Source organism: Dellaglioa sp. CoH-57-MRSF-20 (assembly GCF_056781955.1).
In genome coordinates, this window is record NZ_JBXAXV010000002.1 from 217,878 (window position 1) to 238,141 (window position 20,264).

The following is a 20,264-nucleotide window of genomic DNA, read 5'->3' on the forward strand; positions in this document are numbered from 1 at the left end:
CTGGACTCATGTAACCGTTTTATATGATTAATTAAAAAATAGATTAGAAGTTTACCCTCTAATCTAATTTTACCACATCTTTTATTTAATTTTTAGTTACATTATCATTTTCCGCAATTACTTCACCATCACGCAAAATTTTATATTTTCCTGCTTTTCCAGAATCTAAAACAAATGATAATTTAAAATCAGTATCTTTTGTAATTGTTTTCCGTTCATAAATATCATCAATGTTATGTGTTTTGTCTTCAATATAAATTTCAATAGCATTTTCATCTGCTTTTGATTCTGAAGAACTTGAACTAGAGCTGGAACTATCATCTGACGACGAGTCTTTGTCCTCATCCGTATCTTTTTCTTCATCAACTGAACTTGAACTTTCTGACACAATTGATTTGAATGGAACAGATATAGTCCTGGTAAATTCATCAGTTGTGACTTTTTTTCCTTTAGAAATAACAACTGATAATCGATCACCTTTAGAAAAAGAGCTTCCTTCTGCTGGTGATTGTTTAATAACTTGACCTTTGTCAACTGAATCTGAGTAGGCCTCGCTAATTGTCAGATTACCACCTAATTCGCTTGTATAATCCTGAACACTTTTTCTTGTATATCCTGTTAAATCTCTAAGTGTATACACTTTAGGACCTGAACTAACTGTCAATGTAATCACTGTATCACTCGGAACTACCTTATCACCCGCTGTGACATCTTGCGCCATAATTTCATTTTCAGTCACAGATTCTGACTCTTCCGTTTCTTTTTCAACTTTAAAGCCATCATTTTCTAACGTTGTTTTAACATCCTCATAATTACTACCAACGTAATTCTCGATTGTTATCTTAGCTTTTCCCTTTGATACCATTACATCAACCTGATTTTTTTCTCGAATTATTTCATTCTTCTTAGGTGTTGAATTAATGATATTACCACTATCAACGGTTTCACTATTTGTTCGAGTAATTTTACCAAGTTTCAAATTTTTGTCTGCTAAATTTGATTTTGCTTCACTAACTGTCATTCCGCTTAAATCAGGGACCTTAACTTCTTTTGGTGAACTCATTGCAAGAATCGCACCACCCAGAATAAGAGCGACAAAAGCAAAAATGATTGCGCCGATAGTCCATTTTTTACGACGACTCATTTTCTTTTTCGTATCTTTTTTTACATCTGGTTCCTGATTCGGACTAAGTGTTTCTACAGTCTGCTTATCAAATACCGGCAATACTTTAGTTTCACCACTGATAACCTCTTCAGGCTGCCACTTTGCCACATTTTTTTTAGCCAAAGATTCTCGCAAAGCAATTGACATTTCTCCAGCAGATTGGAACCTATCTCGCGGTACTTTACTTGTTGCTTGTAAAACAACATTTTCAAGAGACTGCGGAATATTAGGATCAAATTCCCGAACAGATGGCACATCACTTTGAAAATGTTTTAGGGCAATTGAAACAGCTGTTTCACCTTCAAAAGGAACTCGCCCAGTTAACATTTCATACAAAATAATACCAAGCGAATAGATATCAGATTGTTTTGTTGCCATGCTACCTCTAGCCTGTTCTGGCGAAAGATAATGAACAGAACCCAATAAAGTATTAGTTTGTGTTAACGAATGATCAGCCAATGCCACAGCAATACCAAAATCTGTAATTTTAGCATTACCATCTGCATCTATTAAAATATTTTGTGGTTTTAAATCACGATGAATAATACTGTGATCATGTGCTACTTCTACAGCTGATAAAATTTGAGTCATAATATCAATCACAACTTGATATGGAATTGGGAACCTTTTTGCTATATATGTTTTTAAATCATGTCCCGGCACATATTCCATGACCATAAATTGCAGTCCGTCTACTTCACCGACATCATAAACATTCACAATATTTGGATGAACCAATTCAGTTGTTGCCAATGCCTCACGTTTAAAACGTCTAACAGTATCTTGATCATCCCTTAAATCGACTCGCAATACTTTAACAGCTACTGGTCGATCCAAAATTAAATCAGTCGCAAGATAGACATTTGCCATGCCACCTTCGCCTAATGAATTTATTATTTTATAACGTTCATTAAAAATTGTATCAGGTTTCATTACACTATCCCCCGATCATTGCTAACCAGGAGTGCGGTAATGTTATCTAATCCGCCTGCCTTATTGGCCAATCTAATTAATTCCGAGCCTTTTTCTTCAACAGTTGTAGTATTTTTTAAGACCGTCTTGATTTCATCATCAGAGACCATATTAGTTAAGCCATCTGTGCATAATAATAATAAATCACCCGACTCAGAATCATTAACCGCAATATCAGCATCAGCATCTGACGAGATACCTAAACTTCTTGTAATCATATTCTTTTGCGGATAATTTTTAGCATCTTCTACGGTTAGTTCGCCACGCTTAATTAATTCATTCACTACTGAATGATCTTCAGTTAATTGATAAAGTTCTTTGTCACGTAATAAGTATCCTCGGCTATCACCAATATTGGCAACAATATATTTTTCTTCAAAGAATATGGCACATACCATTGTTGTGCCCATACCTGAAAGATCTTCATATTGATTAGACTTTTCAATAATTTGTTTATTTTCCATCTCTACTTCTTTGGTTATCCATTTAATTGCATCACTGGGCTGGCTAAAATTAGTTCCTTCAAATCGAAATCCCATGTGTGAAACGGCCATTTCTGAAGCAACATCTCCGCCCAAATGACCACCGATACCATCTGCAACCATCACAAAAGAAATACCACTTTTATTGTGAAAGACACCGACGTAATCTTCATTATTTTCTCTGACACTACCTACATCTGTTTGATAGGCAACTTTCATTCTTACACCTCGAGTCTAAAGTTGTTTTTCTAAACATGTAATGAAAAATCCATCTGAATGATAATCATCCGGATAAATAGTTAATTCTTTATCGTCTCTATTTTCTTTTAATGCCAAAGCAGTTGGCGTTTCAATCACTTTAAATTCAGGATGAGTTTCAACAAACTGGTTAACAACATCCTTATTTTCAATATCTAAAATAGTACATGTACTATAAGTTAAGCGACCACCTTTTTTCAAAGTTGGTGCCACTTTGTCTAAAATAGCTAATTGAATTTTTTGTAAATTATTTGAATCAGCTAATGTTTTTTCATATTTAATTTCTGGTTTACGACGTAATAATCCAATTCCAGAACAAGGTGCATCAACAAGAATTGAATCAAAATATTCATTATCAAATTCTTCTGAAATTAAACGTGCATCTAATACCATCTCCTCAACAACACTAGATAAACCTAAACGTTTAGCATTATCACCGATTAATTTAACTTTGTGTGCATGAATATCTAACCCTACAACTTCACCAAATAAAGTTTCATCTAGGAATGATGCAATATGGGTTGTTTTTCCACCTGGTGCGGCACATGCATCTAAAACTTTATCACCTGGTTGAATATTCATTGCGTCAGCAACTAACATTGCACTTTCATCTTGAATCGTAATTAACCCATCGTGATAAACGCCACTATCAGGAGCAAATCCATTAGTCACTAATAACCCAACTGGTGAAACTTGACTACGTTTCACCTCAAAGCCTTCATTTTCCATTTTTTCAATGACTTCTTCGACAGTTGCTTTAGCTGTATTTACTCTAACAGATTGATCAGGTGCTTCATTGATTGAAGCCAACAAATGTGTCGCTTTTTCTAAGCCTACTTGTTTAATTAATTCGTTTACCAACCAAACTGGTGTACTACTTTCAATACTCAAACGTTCAATATCATCTTTAATTTCAGAAACAGGACGGATACCTTCACGCTCAATTGCATGTAAAACACCAGTAACAAATTTACGCGTACCTGCATGGCCTTTTCGTTTTGCAATTTCAATTGATTCATTAAAAATTGCGCGAGTTGGAATTTTATCAAGATAATGCATCTGATAAATGGCACTCAATAGTAATTCTTGAACCCAATTATCCATTTTGCTAGGATTTTTAACAAATGGTGCCAACCAATATTCTAAAGTGAGACGTCTTTGGATAACACCGTAAACTAGTTGTGTTAATAAATGAGCATCCCGAACTTCCATATGATTATTCTTAATCACTTGGTTCAACGCAATATTTGAATACGTCCCTTGTTTAGCAACTCTTGTTAAAAGATCAACTGCTAAGAATCGGGGTGTCGTTTTTAAATCAGTTGTCATACATCAATCACCTGTTGTCCTTCTTTTATTCCTTGCCCACTACCGTTTAGGTAGTCGACAATGGTTTGTTTTGATTTACCATCTGGTTGAAGCGAATTAATAGCTAATACGGTCCCATCACCACAAGCAATTTCAAGTGATTTTTTAGCTACTTCAACTACTTTTCCAGCAGATAAAATAGTTTTTTTATCTAGTACAGTTATATCCCATATTTTAGTTCTCTTACCCTTTAAAATCGTATATGCACCAGGTACCGGTCTTAAGCTACGAATTTTCCAGTCTATTTCATTAGCCGTTTTTGAAAAATCAAGGGCTTCTTCTTCTGGTTTAATGGTAGGTGAAAAGGTTACTTTATCTTCATTTTGTGGTGTTGATTCACTTGTACCATCAATTAGTTTTGGTAATGTTTCAAGTAATAGTTCCTTACCTAATAAACTTAATTTTTCAAACATTGAACCAGTATCATCATTATTTTCAATTTTAATTGCACGACGGCTAATAATATTTCCAGCATCCATTTTTTTAACCATATAAATAATGGTAATACCTGTTTCTTGTTCACCATTCATAATAGCATATTGAATTGGTGCGCCACCACGATATTTAGGTAATAGTGAACCATGGACGTTTATTGCACCAATTTTAGCAGATTCTAATAATTTTGTTGGTAAAAATTGTCCAAATGCTGCAGTTACCAAAAAATCGGGTGCCATTGCAATTACTTTGGCCATTTCATCGCTGCCACTTAATTTTTCTGGTTGTAATACCTCAATACCATGTTTTACTGCAACTTGTTTTACTGGTGATTGCGTTAAAATACGTTTTCGCCCAACCATTCGATCTGGTTGTGTCATAACAGCTTTCACGTCATAGCCGTTTTCAATTAAACTTTCTAAAATTGGAGCTGAAAATTCTGGTGTTCCCATAAATACAATTGACGTCATAATATCTCCTTAATTTAAATAAAGTTTACTGGTTCAGAATCAATCGTTAATTTTAAACCTTTTCGAACTTCGGCTTGAGATTTAGTCATTAACTCTCTTAGTCGTTCTTTTAATTGACCTTCTGATTTATACTTAATAACCACTTGATAATAAAAACGATTATTAACACGCATAATTGATTTTGGTGTTGGTCCAAGAATAATCGCATTCTTTGATAACACTGGTTTTAAAAATTGAACTGCTTCTAACATTTTTTTCGCTGCTCCAGCCTCATCCGTATAACTAGCAGTGAGCTGAATTGTATAATAATATGGTGGATAATTTTCCATATGTCGAACTGACATTTCTTTTTTATAAAATGATTCATAGTCATGATGCTTCGCATATTGAATCGCGTAGTGATCTGGATTAAAAGTTTGGATAATAACATGTCCTTCTTTTTCAGCTCGACCAGCTCGACCGCTCACTTGGGTTAATAATTGGAACGTTCTTTCACTTGATCTAAAATCAGGCAAACTAAGTGCTGTATCTGCATTAAGAACGCCAACTAACGTCACATCAGGAAAGTCTAACCCTTTCGCAATCATTTGTGTACCCAATAAAATATCAGCTTCTTTTGCGCCAAATTTAGCTAGGATTTTTTCGTGTGCGCCTTTTTTACGTGTCGTATCAACGTCCATTCGTAAAATTTTAGCCTCTGGATATAACGTTTTAAGTTCTTCTTCAACTTTTTGCGTACCTGTACCATAATATCTAATTTTTCGACTATGACAGTTAGGACAAGTTTTAGGAATACCTTCTTCATGTCCACAATAATGACATTTCATTGTATGAGTATCCATATGCAATGTTAAAGAAGTATCACAGTTAGGACAAGGTAGCACGAATCCACAATCTCGGCACATTACGAAAGATGAAAACCCACGACGATTTAACATTAAAACAGTCTGTTCATTTTTCTCAAGGCGCTTAGTAATTTCATGTCTAAGTGGCTCAGAAAAATTACTCTCACCAGTCTTTTTCATTTCTTCTCTCATATCAATTAGCGTAACTTCTGGCATGGGATGACCATTTATACGTTGAGGTAATTGTAACCACTCATACACGCCTTTTTGAGCTCTAGCACGAGATTCGAGGGATGGTGTTGCACTACCCAATATGACAGGACACTGATGTCTTTTACTTCTCCAAAGAACAACATCCCTTGCATGATACCTTGGTGTTTCATCTTGTTTATAGCTCGATTCATGCTCTTCATCAACAATAATAACGCCAATATTATCTAATGGTGCAAAAACGGCTGAACGTGCACCGACAACTACTTGCGCTTCTTTACGCTCAATCCGGCGCCATTCATCATAACGCTCACCGTCAGACAAACCGCTATGCAGGACCGCAACTAGATTACCAAATCGTGATTTAACTCGCTTAACCATTTGGGGTGTCAAAGCTATTTCTGGTACAAGCATCAAAGCTGTTTTTCTAAGTTCTAGCGCTTTTGCGATTGTCTGCAAATAAACTTCTGTTTTCCCACTCCCCGTCACACCTTGAAGTAAAAATGTTGTATTAGTTCCACTTTTAATAGCCTCATCGACAGCTAGCACCGCAACCTCTTGATCTGAGGTTAATTCTTGCATATTGGTTGGCTCAATAATTGTGTCTTTATATGGGTCCCGATATACCTCAGTCTCAACTTTTTCAAGCCAACCATTTTTTGCTCCAGCTGTAATTGTTGCAGGTGTCACGCCTATTTCCTCAACAACTTGTTTCTGAGGAATCAAGCTATCTTCAGTGAGTGATTGTAGATAGTCAATCAATAAGTGCTGTTGTTTAGCATTTTTACGTAAACCACTTCGAATATTTTCATATGCTTCGAATCCAAGTTTTGGTTGGATTGATATTTGCATTTTAACTTTAGCTTTATTGCCAACTTCATAAATCATCTCAGCCTTTTCAGCCTTGGTAAGTTGTAATAATTCTTTAATTATTTGAGCATCCATATGTTCTGGATCAAATTCAATAGAATCTTGACCTTGAAATAATTTATCTTGTAAATCTTCATCAATTTCGTCAATTAAACGAACTCGCTTTTTATAGGTTGCACGCATGACACTCGGTAAAACCATTTGTAAGGCAGTTATACGGAAGGAAAAGGTTTCATTAGCTATCCACTCAGATAAGTCTAATAATTCAGTATTCACAACAGGTCTTAAATCAACGACTGATTGAATATCTTTTACATGACCATCGAACTCATTCTTATCAAAAAGATCAATTACAAATCCTTGAACCAATCGTTTACCATTCCCAAATGGTACAATAACCCGCATGCCAATCTCAATCTGATTTGTTAATACTGCTGGGATTGAATACGTATATGGCTGGTCCGTTTGCATCGTAGGAACATCAACGATAATTTTTGCATATTGTGACATACTGAAACCTCCTTTCATTTAATTAACTGCTTATTTTACTACATCGCTTATAATAGTAGCTAATAATTCCTTAGCAATTTGCTTTTTACTTGTTTGCTTTATGAAATCATTTTTTCTGTTTGGTCTAAGCAGTGTTACCTCATTATCATTGCTATTAAATCCAATGGCAGAATTTGAGACATCATTTAAAACCAATAAATCTAAATTTTTCTTTTCTAATTTTTCTTGTGCATTTTCTAGTCCGTTTTGGGTTTCCGCAGCAAATCCGACTAAATACTGATTTTGCTTAATTTGGCCCAAATGTTTTAAAATATCTGGATTTTTTTCTAATATTAACGTTAAAGTAGATTCAGCTTTTTTTATTTTCTGATCTGCAACATTTTGTACACGATAATCTGAAACAGCTGCTGCCATTATCAAAATATTTTGGTCATCAAATCGCTTATTGATAGCTTCAGATAACTCTAACGCAGTTGTAACTCTAATTGTTGTCACGCCAATTGGGTCTGGCAACTGGCTTATTCCGCTAATTAAGGTGACATTAGCACCTAACTTTTGCGCTTCAATCGCAATTGCGAAACCCATTTTACCAGAAGAATCATTAGCGATAAAACGAACTGGATCGATTCGTTCTCGTGTACCACCAGCTGTCACTAAGACATTTTTACCTTCTAATGGTTTGTCACTATCCTCAAAGGAAGTTTGAATAACTGACATTATCACATTTAATTCGGGAAAACGTCCCTTACCTGAATAACCTTCTGCTAAAAAGCCTATTTCTGGTTCAATAATCTGAATGTTATTTCGTCCTAAAAATTTAAGATTACGTTGTGTAGCAGAATTCATTAGCATATGTTCATTCATTGCGGGCACAACAATTTTTTGTGCCTCAGTTGCTAATAAAGTGGTTGAAACAAAATCATCTGCGATACCATTGGCCATTTTTGCGATAATGTTTGCTGTCGCTGGTGCAATAACCATTAATTCTGCCCAGTCTGCAAATTCAATATGTGCAACATGCTCAGACTCTTTTCCTGAAAATAAATCAGTTAACACCCTATTTTTACTCAACGTTTCAAAACTCAAGGGTGTTACAAATTCAGTTGCAGCTTTGGTCATCGCAACTCGAACGCTAGCACCTTGTTTAATTAGTGCTCGGACTAATCCCAAACTTTTATACGCTGCAATACCACCTGTTACAACAAGACCGATTTTTTTATTTTCAAGTGTCATTTCATGTCGCCCCCATACCGAATTTATTCTATTCTCTATTGTATCAATTTTCTAAGAAATAAAATAGGAGTTAGGACAATTAGCTTGTCTTAACTCCTTTTCATTTAATCAGATTAACGAATATCTTCTTTTTCAACTGGATCAATAATTAAATCACCAGTAACAACTTCTTCCAAAGCACGTCCAACATTCTTTTTTGATTTGTAATTAGAAAGCATTGGTAGAGCGCCAGCATCTAATTCATGGGCACGTTTACTTGCTAACATAATTAATGAGTATCTTGAATCTACTTGTTTCAATAAGTCATCTACTGAAGGATATAAAATCATTTAAATACATCTCCTAATTGTTTTCTATAGTCAGGTAAAAATCGTTTTACACGCCAACGTTCAGCTTTAATAATCGTTTGAATTTTTTCAACAGCATCATTTATTTCATCATTAACAACCGCGTAATCGTAATTCTGCATCATATCAATCTCACCAATGGCTTTTGTCATTCGTTTATCAATAGTTGCAGAATCATCCGTTCCACGTCCTGTAATTCTTTGTCTTAATTCCATCAAATCAGGTGGCGTTAAGAAAATAAATAAACCATCAGAAATTTTTTCTCGAACTTGCATAGCACCTTGTACTTCAATTTCAAGAAAGACATCTTGACCAGCGTCAAGCATCTTATTTACATATTTTAACGGTGTTCCATAGTAATTGTCAACATACTTGGCGTATTCTAACATACCGCCCGTTGAAATTTCATTCTCAAATTCTTCTTTTGATACAAAATGATAGTCAACACCATCAACTTCGCCTTCTCGCATTTTACGAGTGGTCATTGAAATTGAATAAAGAAACTTATTGTCAGCTTGGTCAAAAATTGCTTTTCTTACGGTTCCTTTACCGACCCCTGATGGACCAGATAGTACGATCAACATTCCACGATTAGCCATTAAATTTGTAAACTCCTCTAAGATAAGTATTAATAAATAGTATGCACTTTTTACGGCTATTATTCAAGCTTTTTATGCGCTGTTGTCATCTTTTAAATATATTATAAATTAACACTTGCTTTACCGAACGTTTGTTCGTATAATGAAAATACAAACAAACGTTCGGGGAGGAACTTTATTATGCAAAATAAACAACAAACAACAATTCAAACTATTGGCTCAACACTACAATATTCATATCATAAAATTTTTGATTTAGATGACTTTATTTTAAGACCACAAATGCCTCAATTTCAATTAGCACTCTTTACAGAAAAAGTTTTAAAAATGAAAAAAACAATTATTTTACAATTAAATCCAACTGGATTTCAAAAAGAATTCCAAGAACTTCGTGGTACCTTACACCGACGTTCTGGTTCTAATCAATTAATATTTAAAACGCAATATACGAATATCACTTACCTTCTTACTGATAATCAACTCCGTTATATCGCTTTAATCGATTCAATATAAAAATGGTCACTTTCTATAACAACTAGAAAATGACCATTTTTTTATTTACGTTTAATTGTTGTTGGATCAAATTTTCTTTGAATAAGTGCCAAAATTGCATCAGCAATAACGGCCATTAGAGCTGTTGGCAATGCACCAGCTAAAATAATAGCTGCTCCATCAGTTGCATTTGTTCCTCGGATAATAATATCTCCAAGTCCACCTGCACCAATAAATGAACCAATTGCTGTAATACCAATTGCAACAACTAATGCATTTCTAATTCCGGCCATGATAACTGATAATGATAACGGTAACTCAATCATATAAAGGATTTGAAGTCTCGTCATTCCCATCCCTTTACCAGAATCAAGAACGCCAGGATCAACATTAATCATCCCTGAATACGTATTTTTTAAAATAGGTAATAGTGAGTAAAGTGCAACAGTTACAATAACTGTATTAACACCTAAACCTAGTCCCAACATAATAATAGATAACATTGCTAATGATGGTACAGTTTGAATAACATTAGCAGCACCTATTGCTACATCGCTCAATCTATGATGTTTTGAGATAAAAATTCCGATTGGAATCCCAATAATTGCAGCAATTATCACACCATATATTGAAATTAAAAAATGTCTTGTAAATTCTTGTAAAACATATAACCCATTATTACTAAAATAAGACATCAATTGATCAAAAGTATTCATATTAATCACCCGCCTTTTCGAAGTAATGATGTTCTTCTAAGAATTGTTTTGCAACTACTGCTGGTTCGTAAAAATCATTATCAACTTTGTAATTTAATGATTGCATTGTTGATAAATTAATTTTGTTTTTAAGTCGATCAATAAGCGGTGTTAATTCAGGATGTTCCTTCAAGATAGAATCATTTGCAACAAGGCTTGCTGAATATGGTGGGAAGAAGTGACGATCATCCTTCAAAATTTTCAGATCATAACTCTTAATTCGGCCATCAGTTGAATATCCAAGAACAACATCCATTTTACCCTTTGCCAAAGCGCTATAGACTAATCCAATCTGCATAGGATAAATGTTACCAAATTTAATATTATATTCTTTTTGGAAACCATCGTAACCATCACCTACACGGCTAATCCAGTTGGCATCAACACCGACTGTTAATTTAGATTCAATTTTTCTTAAATCAGATACTGTGTTTAAATTGTACTTTTTAGCTGTCTCTTTTGTAACCATAAATGCATAAGTATCAGCAAAACCTAAACTATCAAACCATTTCATTTGGAATCTATTTTCGAATCCATCTTTAACTATTTTATTAGCTTTAACGGTATCTTTTTCTACTGGTTTATTTAATACCGCACTTAAGTCAGTTCCTGTATATCTAGCAGATGATATATCTGCATCACCGTTTTTGAGTGCATTAAAACTTAATGTACCAGAACCTAAATTATTTATCAGTTCTACTTGATTATCTGATTCATGTTCAATCAATTGTTGTAGCATTGATCCAATAATTTGAGATTCCGTCGTTGATTGTGCGACAATTTTAATTGTCGATTCAGAGCCACCTGTTAAACCAGGAAACCCACAACTTGATAGACTCACACCGGCAAACAGAAGGCTTAAGCTAACAAGTATTTTTTTCATCGTAATTTTCATGTTAAAGCCTCCTTAATTTCTTGTTGTTTTTGGTGCTACCTTTTTTTCAACCTGTCCAAGTATAAAATCAACTAGTAAGGCTAATAAGATAACTGGAATTGTACCGCCTAAAATTAATTTTGGTTGATACAAATTTAATCCATTAAAAATCATATCCCCTAAGCCACCAGCACCAATATATGAAGCTAATGTTGCCCAAGCAATTACATAAGTTGCAGCTAAACGAATTCCAGACATAATAACCTGAGATGCCATAACTAATTCAACTTGCAGAATCGACTGCAAATTAGTCATACCCATCCCTTTAGCAGCGTCTTTTAACACTGGATCCACTTCTTTAATACCAATATACGTATTTCTTAATATTGGTAACAACGAATAGATAAATAATGCTACAACAGCTGGTAACTTACCAATCCCAAATAAAGGAATCATCATGGCTAGTAAAGCTAAAGCAGGAATTGTTTGCAACATACTAGCAATTGCAATTACAATATTGGCTGTCTTAGGTAATCTTGTTAGTAAAATTCCTAAAGGAACAGCTATTGCTACTCCAAAAAATAATGCCATTCCTGAAATTTCAATATGTTCCCATAATTTTGAGACAATCATTGCCCCATATTCTTGTAAAAATGAAGTCATTATTAACCCTCCTTCGTTGAACTTGGGCTAGTTTCATCGGTATCTGTACCTGAGTCTGACGTCATTATTTTAGTTACTTCTTCATGAGAAGCACTATTTTCATCACCCCAAAGTGCATCATAAACAATATCAACTAGGGTAGCGCGGGTTACAATTCCGACTAATATACCATCTTTATTAATAACAGGTACATTTTTAAATCCACGTTTTAAAATACGTTCAACAGTATCACGAACTAATGAATCTTCTTTAACATAGAAAATATCTTTGTTCATAATATCGCTGACACTACTTGATGTATTGAAACTATAATCTAAGCTTTCAATATCAATATAACCCTTTAAAATACCAGCATCATCAGTAACTAACAACGTATCAACTCGACGATCATGCATTAAACGAATAGCTGTTACTAATGACTTACCTGGTGTAATTGAAACTGGGTTAGCTAACATAACTTGACCAACAGTTGTAATACTTGGACGAGCTTGGATAAGTCTATCTTGACCAATCAAGTTTTCAACAAATTTATTTGCTGGATTTTTCAAAATATTATCGGGTGTATCTGCTTGAACAATCTTTCCTTCAGACATAACAACAATTCGTGTTGCTAATTTTAAAGCTTCATCCATATCATGAGTAACAAAAACGAATGTCTTACCTAAACGTTCTTGTAAATCTTTAACTAAATCTTGTAAAGCTTCTCTAGTAATAGGATCAAGCGCACCAAAAGGTTCATCCATCAAGATAATATCTTGATCAGCAGCTAAAGCTCTGACAACTCCGATTCTTTGTTGTTGCCCACCAGAAAGTTCAGATGGGTAACGGTCTAAATATGATTCTGGTAGTTCAACTAATTTAATCATTTCTTTAGCGCGTTCATCTCTTTTTTCTTCAGGCCATTTTAATAATTTTGGTACTAATGTAATATTTTCACGAATAGTCATATGTGGCATTAAACCAATATTTTGAATAACATATCCGATTTTACGACGTAATTTAACGGGATCCATTTTGGCTATATCTTTACCATCAATAGTGATTGTACCTTCTGTTTGTGTCAACATACGGTTAATCATTCTCATAGTAGTTGTTTTACCTGAACCAGATGTTCCGATGAAACAAATGAATTCACCATCTTGAACTTCCAAATTAAAATTATCTACAGCTTTATTACCTTTATAAATTTTTGATATTTTATCAAACTTAAGCATATTAGTACTCTCCTTTTTTATAACTAACCAATCATCTATTCATAGTAGTACCTTGGTTTTAATTATTTTTTTTGTGCCGTATTTAGTAATTCTTCAGCATGTTTAACAGTTAAAGGTGTAATCTCAGAACCGGCAAGCATTCGAGCAATTTCTTGAATACGATCTTCCTTAGATAACAATTTAATAGATGTTTCTGTACGTTCACAAATCACTTCTTTAGCTATAAAGTAATGGTGCTCGCTAATTGCAGCAACCTGTGGCAAATGTGTGATACATAGAACTTGTGATTGTTGGGCAATTTGATTAATTTTTTCAGCAATTGCCTGGGCAACACGTCCACTAACTCCTGTATCAACTTCATCAAATATAATACTTGTGACACCTTGCGTCCTAGAAAAAATTGTCTTTAACGCTAACATCATTCGAGAAAGTTCACCACCAGAAGCAATCTTAGCTAATGGCCCCATTGTTTCCCCAACATTTGTTTGAATATAAAATTCAACTTTATCTTGTCCGGTACTATTTAACTGATTGAGTGAATCAAATTTAACTTCAAAAACGGCTTTGTCCATATACAACTCACTTAACTGTTTATGCACTTCTTTTTGTAGAATGATGGCTGCTTTTTTTCGAACATTAGTTAATTTATCAGCCAATTTATGGGCTTCTTTTCTAGCTAAATTAACTTGATTATCTAAATCATCTGCATTACCTTCAGTTGCTTCCATTTCAATTAATTCTTCAGATATAAGACTCAAATAAGCTAATATTTTTTCAACAGAATCACCATATTTGTGTTTTAATTGTACAATTAATTCAAGCCTATTTTCAATCTCATTTAATCGTTGCTCATCCCATTCCAGGGAGTCTAACTGACGCAATAGGTCACTAGATGCATCCTGCAGCATATAATAGGCTGACGACAACCGTTCTGCTAAGTCTTTATATTCACTATCTAAATTATCAATTTTTAGCATGTTAGACATTGCAACACCAACATGGTCAACTGTATTTTCATCATCACCCGATAACGCTTGGTAACTTGCATCCAGTGACTGATTAATAGTTTGAAAATTTTCTAGACGTTCTTTTTCAGCGCTTAATATGTCTTCTTCATTTTCAATTAAATCTGCACTTTCAATTTCATCTTTTTGAAAATGTAACATATCTAATCGTTGTGCCCATTCGTTTTGATTTGTTTGTCTTTTTATTTGTAACTTATTTAGGTTTTGATAGTATTCAAATGCTTCTTGATAACTATGCTTCAGTGTTTGAATATCATTTTTAATATATTCATCTAACATGCCCAAATGCTTATCCTGTTGCATTAATTCTTGATGTTCATTTTGGCCATGAATATCAACTAACGTTTCACCAATTGATTTTAGTGTACTCGTGTTAACCAACATACCGTTTATGCGACAAATATTTTTACCAGATCTATGTATTTCACGTTGTAAAATCACAGAGTTATCATCATGGCCAATACCTAATTGGTCCAACTTCGTTAACGTATTTGAGTTTTCAGTTGGCATAAAGAGTCCTTGTAGCACCATTTTTTTTGCATCTTTTCTAATAAATTCTTGGGACCCTCTACCACCTGATAAGAGGCCCAAAGCATCAATGATAATGGATTTACCCGCACCAGTTTCACCTGTTAAAACTGTCATATTAGCCATGAAATCGATATTCAAAGAATCAATAATGGCAAAATCTTTTATTGTCAATTCTTGTAACATTTTTTTCACCCCTTTAATAGAAAAAATCTGAAACAAATGTCACAGATTTTATTTCTATCTATTCAGTTACAATCTCATTTAAAATTTTACTTAACTTTAACGCATCTTTGTTCGAGTGACAGATAATTAGAGCTGATCCATCTCCGCCTAAAGTACCAAAAACAAATGAATAATTCATTTGTTCAATTAAAGATACGATTGCTGGACCACTTCCTGGCGTCACCTTAACGAGACACATTTCATTTTGAACATCAGTTGATATAAAAGCATCTTTTAACGTTTTAGTTAATTTTTTTTCTGTATTCAATTTTTTTTGAACAGGTAAATTATAACTGTAAGTTCCATCAGCAGATGGCACTTTAATTAATTGCATTTCTTTAATATCTCTAGAAATAGTTGCTTGTGTGACTGTAATCCCTTGTTTTTTAAGCAAACTCACAAAATCTTCCTGCTTATCAATATTATTGTTCTTCAATAATTCACGAACATAACGTTGCCGTTCTTGCTTTTTCATTAAAGTCCCCCTCACCCGATAACCTCTACCACCCATAGAGTTAGTATAACGTAATTTCAATTATTATTAAAGAACTTCACTTTAAATCCTTATTTAACGGCATTCAGGTTATCGTATGCAGCAGTTAATACGCCATCGATACTAACCTTATCCGAAATCTCGCCAATTTCATTTATCGCAGACTTTAAATGAATTAAAAATTCAATATTACCTTCGCCACCCTTAATTGGTGAGTAGCTTAAATCCGCAACATTAAATCCAGTGGAAATAGAAAATTGAACAATGTCTTCGAGCACTTGACGATGAATCTTTTCATCTCGTACAATACCATGTTTTCCAACATTTTCTTTTCCTGCTTCAAATTGGGGTTTTATTAATGCCACAACATCCCCATTTTCAGTAATAATTTTCTTTAATGCAGGTAAAATAAGATGTAATGAAATAAACGATACATCTATTGTTGCAAAATTGGGTTGTCCAAATTCAAAATCTTCTTTTTTACTATATCTGAAGTTAGTATTTTCCATCACAACAACTCTTGGATCTTGTCGTAATTTCCAAACTAATTGATTGGTACCAACATCTAACGCATAACTTAATTTTGCGCCATTTTGTAAAGCAACATCGGTAAAGCCACCGGTTGATGATCCAATGTCTAAGACCGTTTTATCCTGAACGGTTGCATCAAATACTTTAAGGGCTTTTTCTAATTTAAGTCCACCGCGGCTCACATAAGGTAATTTTTTACCTTTAAAATGAAGCACAGTTTCTTCAGAAATTTTAACACCTGGTTTATCCAATCGTTCTTCATTCTCACCCAGAATTTCACCAGCCATAACTGCACGTTTGGCCTGTTCACGAGTTTCAAATAACCCTTGTTTAACTAATAAAACATCAATGCGCTCTTTTTTCATAGTGACTCCTAATTTTTTAATTTAAAGTAATGTAACAATTCTTCCAAATACTCTGTCTCCAACCCTGTTTGCTTAAGCGTTTGAATAGCATCTTTAGCTTGATTGGTTACTTCTTCGAGCATCCTATAAGCTTGATCAATTCCCATTAGTCCAGGATACGTATTTTTATTTTCTTGATTGTCTTTATGAACAGCCTTGCCCATCTCTTCAGATGTCCCAACGACATCCATAATATCATCATAGATTTGAAAAGCTAACCCAAAATGACGTCCATATGCCATAAACGCTACGTGCTGTTGGTCAGTCGCTTTTCCAAGTATGCTACCTGCGTAAACTGAAAATTCAATTAAATCACCCGTTTTACGCTTATGCACCTGTTTCAACTGCGCTAATGATAACTCTTTTTGTTCACCTTCAATATCGGCAACTTGACCGCCAACCATTCCCTCTGGGCCAGCTAACCTAGCTAGTTGACCCATTAGTAATACCTTTTGTGAATCAGGCAACTCTGCGTTACTGATCCATTCAAAGGCTAATGTATTTAGTGCATCACCAGCTAAAATTGCCATGCTTTCACCAAAAATAATATGGTTTGTTGGTTTACCACGTCTTAAATTATCATCATCCATCGCAGGCAAATCATCATGAATTAATGAATAGGTATGAATTAATTCTAATGCACCAGCAATAGAATAAACTGACTTATCAAGTTTACGATTAAGCATTTGACAAATAACAAAAATGATTAGTGGTCTAATACGTTTACCACCCGCTTCAACTGAATAAGTCATCGATTCTTTTAACTTTTTTTCAGTGTCTAAAGCCTGTAATTGATTCAACATAATTTGATTAAATTCTGGTAATACGATATCAGAAAATTTAGTTAAGTTACTCATTTTCTAAGCCTTGTTCGAATGGCACTTCTTCACCAGAATCATTCATGACACTGGTTAATGTTTTTTCAGCATTTTCCAATGTTTTTTGCAATTTTGAGCTCAACTTAACACCGTTTTGAAATTGGGTTAATGCTTTTTCTAAAGGAACATCACCTTGTTCTAGTTCTGTTACAATTTTTTCAAGTTCTACTAAGTTATCTTCAAATGTCGCTTTTTTTTCAGCCATTTTTTATTCTCCTTTTTCAACTTTTTCAATTTTTGCATATGCTTTACCATCTGTAAGGTGTAACACGACGTTATCATCTATATTCACTGAATTAATACTTTTAATAATTTTATCTTCCATAGATACGTAACTGTATCCTCGTCCCATAATCTTCAATGGACTTAATAAATCAAGCGCATTTATTTTTTCGCCAACCTGTTGTTTCTTTGTTTCAAGTAAGTAGGTCATTAATTGATGTAACTGTTTGTTTTGTTGTTTTACTTGATCTTGCAGTTGACTAACCAATTGTTGCGGATTTTGATAGCGCAACTGACCATTAGCTTGTTCAAATTGTTGTTTCTTAATTGTGATAATTTGTTTTGTTACTTGCATTAAGCGTTGTGCTAAATTGTCTAAGTTTTGAAGGTAACCCTCATATAACCGATTAGGTTGTTGAAAAACATATGATTGTTGAATCTTATCTAATTGTTGTCTTCTTAAACTTAAAATATTTTGTGTTACTTGTAATAGTCTCAATTTTAATTGATTAATCTTAATTAATTCATCGGCGTAAACAGGGACAGCTAATTCTGCTGCTGCTGTTGGCGTTGCTGCCCGAACATCGGCCACTAAATCAGCAATGGTTGTGTCTGTCTCATGTCCAACTGAAGAAATAATTGGAATCTGGCTAGCAAATATTTCCCTTGCAACAGATTCTTCATTAAATGGCCATAAATCTTCAATTGAGCCACCGCCTCGACCAATAATAATCGTGTCAAAATGGCCTAATTCGTTAATTTGTTTTAACCGCTTAACTAAATCATTAGCTGCTTTGTCACCTTGTACAATCGCAGGAAATAAAACTAATTGAGCAATCGGGTAACGTCTTTTAACGGTTGTCATAATATCTTTAATGACAGCCCCTGAAGGACTTGTAATCACAGCAATTCGTTTAGGATATTTAACCAATGCCTGTTTTGGTGCTGAAAATAATCCTTCAGCTTGTAGCTTATTTTTTAACTGCTCATAGGCTTGATATAACGCACCAACACCATCAGGTTCCATTCGCTCAATATATATTTGATAGTTACCTGTCGCTTCATATAAAGATATACGGCCCATAACTAAAACTTTCATGCCATCTTCTGGTTTAAATTTTATTTTATCAAAAGCTGAACGGAACATAATTGCGCTAATTTTAGCATGATCATCTTTTAAACTAAAATATTGATGCGCATTAGGTCGAGGTCTTAAATTTGAAATTTCGCCAGTTAAATAAACGGTCCCAAGATAAGGATCAGCATCAAATTTTTTCTTCAAATATGTTGTTAATGATGTAACTGATAAATAATTATCTTTATTCAATGCCAACACTCCGTTTTGTTAATTCAATTGTTTGTTCCATCAACATTGCAATCGTCATAGGTCCAACCCCTTTTGGTACTGGTGTCAGATATCCTGCAACCTCTGCAACTTCCTTATCGACATCTCCCGCTAACTTACCACTATCTAAGCGGTTCATCCCGACATCGATGACTACAGCACCTTGTTTCACATCGGTTTTTTTAATAAAGTTTGCTTGACCAATTGCAACGACTAAAATATCAGCCTGTTTAGTTATCTCTGATAAATTTTCCGTATGACTATGCGTTATCGTTACTGTTGCATTAGCGTTTAAAAGTAACGCCGCCATTGGTTTACCCACAATATTACTGCGGCCAACAACAACTGCATTTTTACCGTCTAAATCAATATTGTATGCGTTAAACATTCTCATAATTCCCAGTGGTGTACATGGAATTGCTAGTGGATCATTCATGGCTAATCGTCCAATATTTATCGGATGAAATCCATCAACATCTTTTTCTGGTTTAATAGCTTCGGTTATCTTTTTTTCATCAATTTGGTTCGGTAAAGGTAACTGTACTAATATGCCATTAATATCTGAATTATCATTATAGTCATTAATGAGATTTAGCAACTCTTTTTCTGATATCGTATCAGGTAATCTTTTAACAATCGATTTTATCCCAATAGATTCAGCAATTCGATGCTTATTCTTAACATATATTTTACTTGCTGGATTTTCTCCAACTACAATAACAGCTAATGTAGGAAAGACATTCTTTTTCTTTAAAGCTTCTATCTCAGATTTTAAATTATCCGTCGTTATTTGTGCCAATTTTTTACCATCAATTAATTTAGCCATAATTTAGCACCTCTATTCCATTTTT

Annotated in this window: 20 protein-coding genes; 1 reads left to right on the forward strand and 19 read right to left on the reverse strand. The window is 34.1% G+C overall.

All coding sequences use genetic code 11. The features are described from left to right. Positions 1 to 85: 85 nt before the first annotated feature. The 8 genes from pknB to gmk form a co-directional block, all read right to left on the reverse strand. On the reverse strand, positions 86 to 2,098 hold the full coding sequence (pknB, locus tag AC1RPN_RS02850) for a Stk1 family PASTA domain-containing Ser/Thr kinase (protein WP_481761259.1): 2,013 nt from the start codon (positions 2,096 to 2,098) through the stop codon (positions 86 to 88). Then, complete coding sequence (locus AC1RPN_RS02855; RefSeq protein WP_481761258.1) at positions 2,098 to 2,838, reverse strand: Stp1/IreP family PP2C-type Ser/Thr phosphatase; 741 nt, start codon at positions 2,836 to 2,838, stop codon at positions 2,098 to 2,100. Before AC1RPN_RS02855 ends, pknB begins: the two co-directional genes overlap by 1 nt. 15 nt (positions 2,839 to 2,853) lie before the next feature. Continuing rightward, complete coding sequence (rsmB, locus tag AC1RPN_RS02860; protein WP_481761257.1) at positions 2,854 to 4,206, reverse strand: 16S rRNA (cytosine(967)-C(5))-methyltransferase RsmB; 1,353 nt, start codon at positions 4,204 to 4,206, stop codon at positions 2,854 to 2,856. Continuing rightward, a complete protein-coding gene (gene fmt, locus AC1RPN_RS02865; protein ID WP_481761256.1) occupies positions 4,203 to 5,150 on the reverse strand; it encodes a methionyl-tRNA formyltransferase in 948 nt (315 codons plus the stop codon). Before fmt ends, rsmB begins: the two co-directional genes overlap by 4 nt. A gap of 14 nt (positions 5,151 to 5,164) precedes the next feature. Further along, positions 5,165 to 7,585, reverse strand: coding sequence for a primosomal protein N' (gene priA, locus AC1RPN_RS02870; RefSeq protein ID WP_481761255.1), 2,421 nt, complete (start codon positions 7,583 to 7,585; stop codon positions 5,165 to 5,167). A 30-nt stretch (positions 7,586 to 7,615) separates the two neighbouring features. Further along, positions 7,616 to 8,818, reverse strand: coding sequence for a bifunctional phosphopantothenoylcysteine decarboxylase/phosphopantothenate--cysteine ligase CoaBC (gene coaBC / locus AC1RPN_RS02875; protein WP_481761254.1), 1,203 nt, complete (start codon positions 8,816 to 8,818; stop codon positions 7,616 to 7,618). A gap of 113 nt (positions 8,819 to 8,931) precedes the next feature. Beyond that, entirely contained in the window at positions 8,932 to 9,147 is a 216-nt protein-coding gene (gene rpoZ / locus AC1RPN_RS02880; protein ID WP_409022617.1) for a DNA-directed RNA polymerase subunit omega, read from the reverse strand. Then, a complete protein-coding gene (gene gmk, locus AC1RPN_RS02885) occupies positions 9,144 to 9,764 on the reverse strand; it encodes a guanylate kinase (RefSeq protein ID WP_481761253.1) in 621 nt (206 codons plus the stop codon). Before gmk ends, rpoZ begins: the two co-directional genes overlap by 4 nt. 180 nt (positions 9,765 to 9,944) lie before the next feature. On the opposite strand from gmk, the gene AC1RPN_RS02890 reads away from it, so the two are divergent. Next, positions 9,945 to 10,277 carry a hypothetical protein gene (locus AC1RPN_RS02890; protein WP_409022619.1) on the forward strand — a complete coding sequence of 111 codons (333 nt, stop codon included), beginning with the start codon at positions 9,945 to 9,947 and terminating at the stop codon, positions 10,275 to 10,277. A gap of 41 nt (positions 10,278 to 10,318) precedes the next feature. Here AC1RPN_RS02890 and AC1RPN_RS02895 read toward each other — a convergent pair whose 3' ends face one another. The 11 genes from AC1RPN_RS02895 to folD form a co-directional block, all read right to left on the reverse strand. Beyond that, on the reverse strand, positions 10,319 to 10,972 hold the full coding sequence (locus AC1RPN_RS02895; protein WP_481761252.1) for an ABC transporter permease: 654 nt from the start codon (positions 10,970 to 10,972) through the stop codon (positions 10,319 to 10,321). Position 10,973: 1 nt separating this feature from the next. Continuing rightward, complete coding sequence (locus AC1RPN_RS02900) at positions 10,974 to 11,894, reverse strand: osmoprotectant ABC transporter substrate-binding protein (RefSeq protein ID WP_481761403.1); 921 nt, start codon at positions 11,892 to 11,894, stop codon at positions 10,974 to 10,976. Positions 11,895 to 11,918: 24 nt separating this feature from the next. Then, on the reverse strand, positions 11,919 to 12,548 hold the full coding sequence (locus AC1RPN_RS02905; protein WP_481761251.1) for an ABC transporter permease: 630 nt from the start codon (positions 12,546 to 12,548) through the stop codon (positions 11,919 to 11,921). 2 nt (positions 12,549 to 12,550) lie between these two features. Beyond that, entirely contained in the window at positions 12,551 to 13,762 is a 1,212-nt protein-coding gene (locus AC1RPN_RS02910) for a betaine/proline/choline family ABC transporter ATP-binding protein (protein WP_481761250.1), read from the reverse strand. A 62-nt stretch (positions 13,763 to 13,824) separates the two neighbouring features. After that, complete coding sequence (recN, locus tag AC1RPN_RS02915) at positions 13,825 to 15,501, reverse strand: DNA repair protein RecN (protein WP_481761249.1); 1,677 nt, start codon at positions 15,499 to 15,501, stop codon at positions 13,825 to 13,827. 58 nt (positions 15,502 to 15,559) lie between these two features. After that, positions 15,560 to 16,015, reverse strand: a complete 456-nt coding sequence (locus tag AC1RPN_RS02920) for an arginine repressor (protein ID WP_481761248.1) — start codon at positions 16,013 to 16,015, stop codon at positions 15,560 to 15,562. Between the two features lie 89 nt (positions 16,016 to 16,104). After that, entirely contained in the window at positions 16,105 to 16,929 is an 825-nt protein-coding gene (locus AC1RPN_RS02925; RefSeq protein ID WP_481761247.1) for a TlyA family RNA methyltransferase, read from the reverse strand. 8 nt (positions 16,930 to 16,937) lie between these two features. Beyond that, complete coding sequence (locus AC1RPN_RS02930; protein WP_481761246.1) at positions 16,938 to 17,825, reverse strand: polyprenyl synthetase family protein; 888 nt, start codon at positions 17,823 to 17,825, stop codon at positions 16,938 to 16,940. After that, the gene (locus AC1RPN_RS02935) at positions 17,818 to 18,051 is read right to left on the reverse strand and encodes an exodeoxyribonuclease VII small subunit (protein ID WP_409022627.1); all 234 of its coding nucleotides are present in this window, start codon (positions 18,049 to 18,051) and stop codon (positions 17,818 to 17,820) included. The genes AC1RPN_RS02930 and AC1RPN_RS02935 overlap by 8 nt, the downstream gene beginning before the upstream one ends. Positions 18,052 to 18,054: 3 nt before the next feature. After that, positions 18,055 to 19,395 (reverse strand): exodeoxyribonuclease VII large subunit, encoded by a 1,341-nt coding sequence (gene xseA / locus AC1RPN_RS02940; protein ID WP_481761245.1) that lies wholly within the window; start codon positions 19,393 to 19,395, stop codon positions 18,055 to 18,057. Beyond that, positions 19,388 to 20,239 (reverse strand): bifunctional methylenetetrahydrofolate dehydrogenase/methenyltetrahydrofolate cyclohydrolase FolD, encoded by an 852-nt coding sequence (gene folD, locus AC1RPN_RS02945; RefSeq protein WP_481761244.1) that lies wholly within the window; start codon positions 20,237 to 20,239, stop codon positions 19,388 to 19,390. Before folD ends, xseA begins: the two co-directional genes overlap by 8 nt. Positions 20,240 to 20,264: the final 25 nt, after the last annotated feature.

Bases quoted from the DNA above. Each gene is read 5' to 3' on its own strand.
- priA (WP_481761255.1), bottom strand. From the start codon at position 7,585: ATGTCACAATATGCAAAAATTATCGTTGATGTTCCTACGATGCAAACG.
- fmt (WP_481761256.1), bottom strand. From the start codon at position 5,150: ATGACGTCAATTGTATTTATGGGAACACCAGAATTTTCAGCTCCAATT.
- AC1RPN_RS02935 (WP_409022627.1), bottom strand. From the start codon at position 18,051: ATGGCTGAAAAAAAAGCGACATTTGAAGATAACTTAGTAGAACTTGAA.
- AC1RPN_RS02925 (WP_481761247.1), bottom strand. From the start codon at position 16,929: ATGAAAAAAGAGCGCATTGATGTTTTATTAGTTAAACAAGGGTTATTT.
- AC1RPN_RS02930 (WP_481761246.1), bottom strand. From the start codon at position 17,825: ATGAGTAACTTAACTAAATTTTCTGATATCGTATTACCAGAATTTAAT.
- pknB (WP_481761259.1), bottom strand. From the start codon at position 2,098: ATGAAACCTGATACAATTTTTAATGAACGTTATAAAATAATAAATTCA.
- AC1RPN_RS02900 (WP_481761403.1), bottom strand. From the start codon at position 11,894: ATGAAAAAAATACTTGTTAGCTTAAGCCTTCTGTTTGCCGGTGTGAGT.
- recN (WP_481761249.1), bottom strand. From the start codon at position 15,501: ATGTTACAAGAATTGACAATAAAAGATTTTGCCATTATTGATTCTTTG.
- rsmB (WP_481761257.1), bottom strand. From the start codon at position 4,206: ATGACAACTGATTTAAAAACGACACCCCGATTCTTAGCAGTTGATCTT.
- AC1RPN_RS02905 (WP_481761251.1), bottom strand. From the start codon at position 12,548: ATGACTTCATTTTTACAAGAATATGGGGCAATGATTGTCTCAAAATTA.
- AC1RPN_RS02920 (WP_481761248.1), bottom strand. From the start codon at position 16,015: ATGAAAAAGCAAGAACGGCAACGTTATGTTCGTGAATTATTGAAGAAC.
- AC1RPN_RS02895 (WP_481761252.1), bottom strand. From the start codon at position 10,972: ATGAATACTTTTGATCAATTGATGTCTTATTTTAGTAATAATGGGTTA.
- folD (WP_481761244.1), bottom strand. From the start codon at position 20,239: ATGGCTAAATTAATTGATGGTAAAAAATTGGCACAAATAACGACGGAT.
- coaBC (WP_481761254.1), bottom strand. From the start codon at position 8,818: ATGACACTTGAAAATAAAAAAATCGGTCTTGTTGTAACAGGTGGTATT.
- rpoZ (WP_409022617.1), bottom strand. From the start codon at position 9,147: ATGATTTTATATCCTTCAGTAGATGACTTATTGAAACAAGTAGATTCA.
- AC1RPN_RS02910 (WP_481761250.1), bottom strand. From the start codon at position 13,762: ATGCTTAAGTTTGATAAAATATCAAAAATTTATAAAGGTAATAAAGCT.
- AC1RPN_RS02855 (WP_481761258.1), bottom strand. From the start codon at position 2,838: ATGAAAGTTGCCTATCAAACAGATGTAGGTAGTGTCAGAGAAAATAAT.
- gmk (WP_481761253.1), bottom strand. From the start codon at position 9,764: ATGGCTAATCGTGGAATGTTGATCGTACTATCTGGTCCATCAGGGGTC.
- AC1RPN_RS02890 (WP_409022619.1), top strand. From the start codon at position 9,945: ATGCAAAATAAACAACAAACAACAATTCAAACTATTGGCTCAACACTA.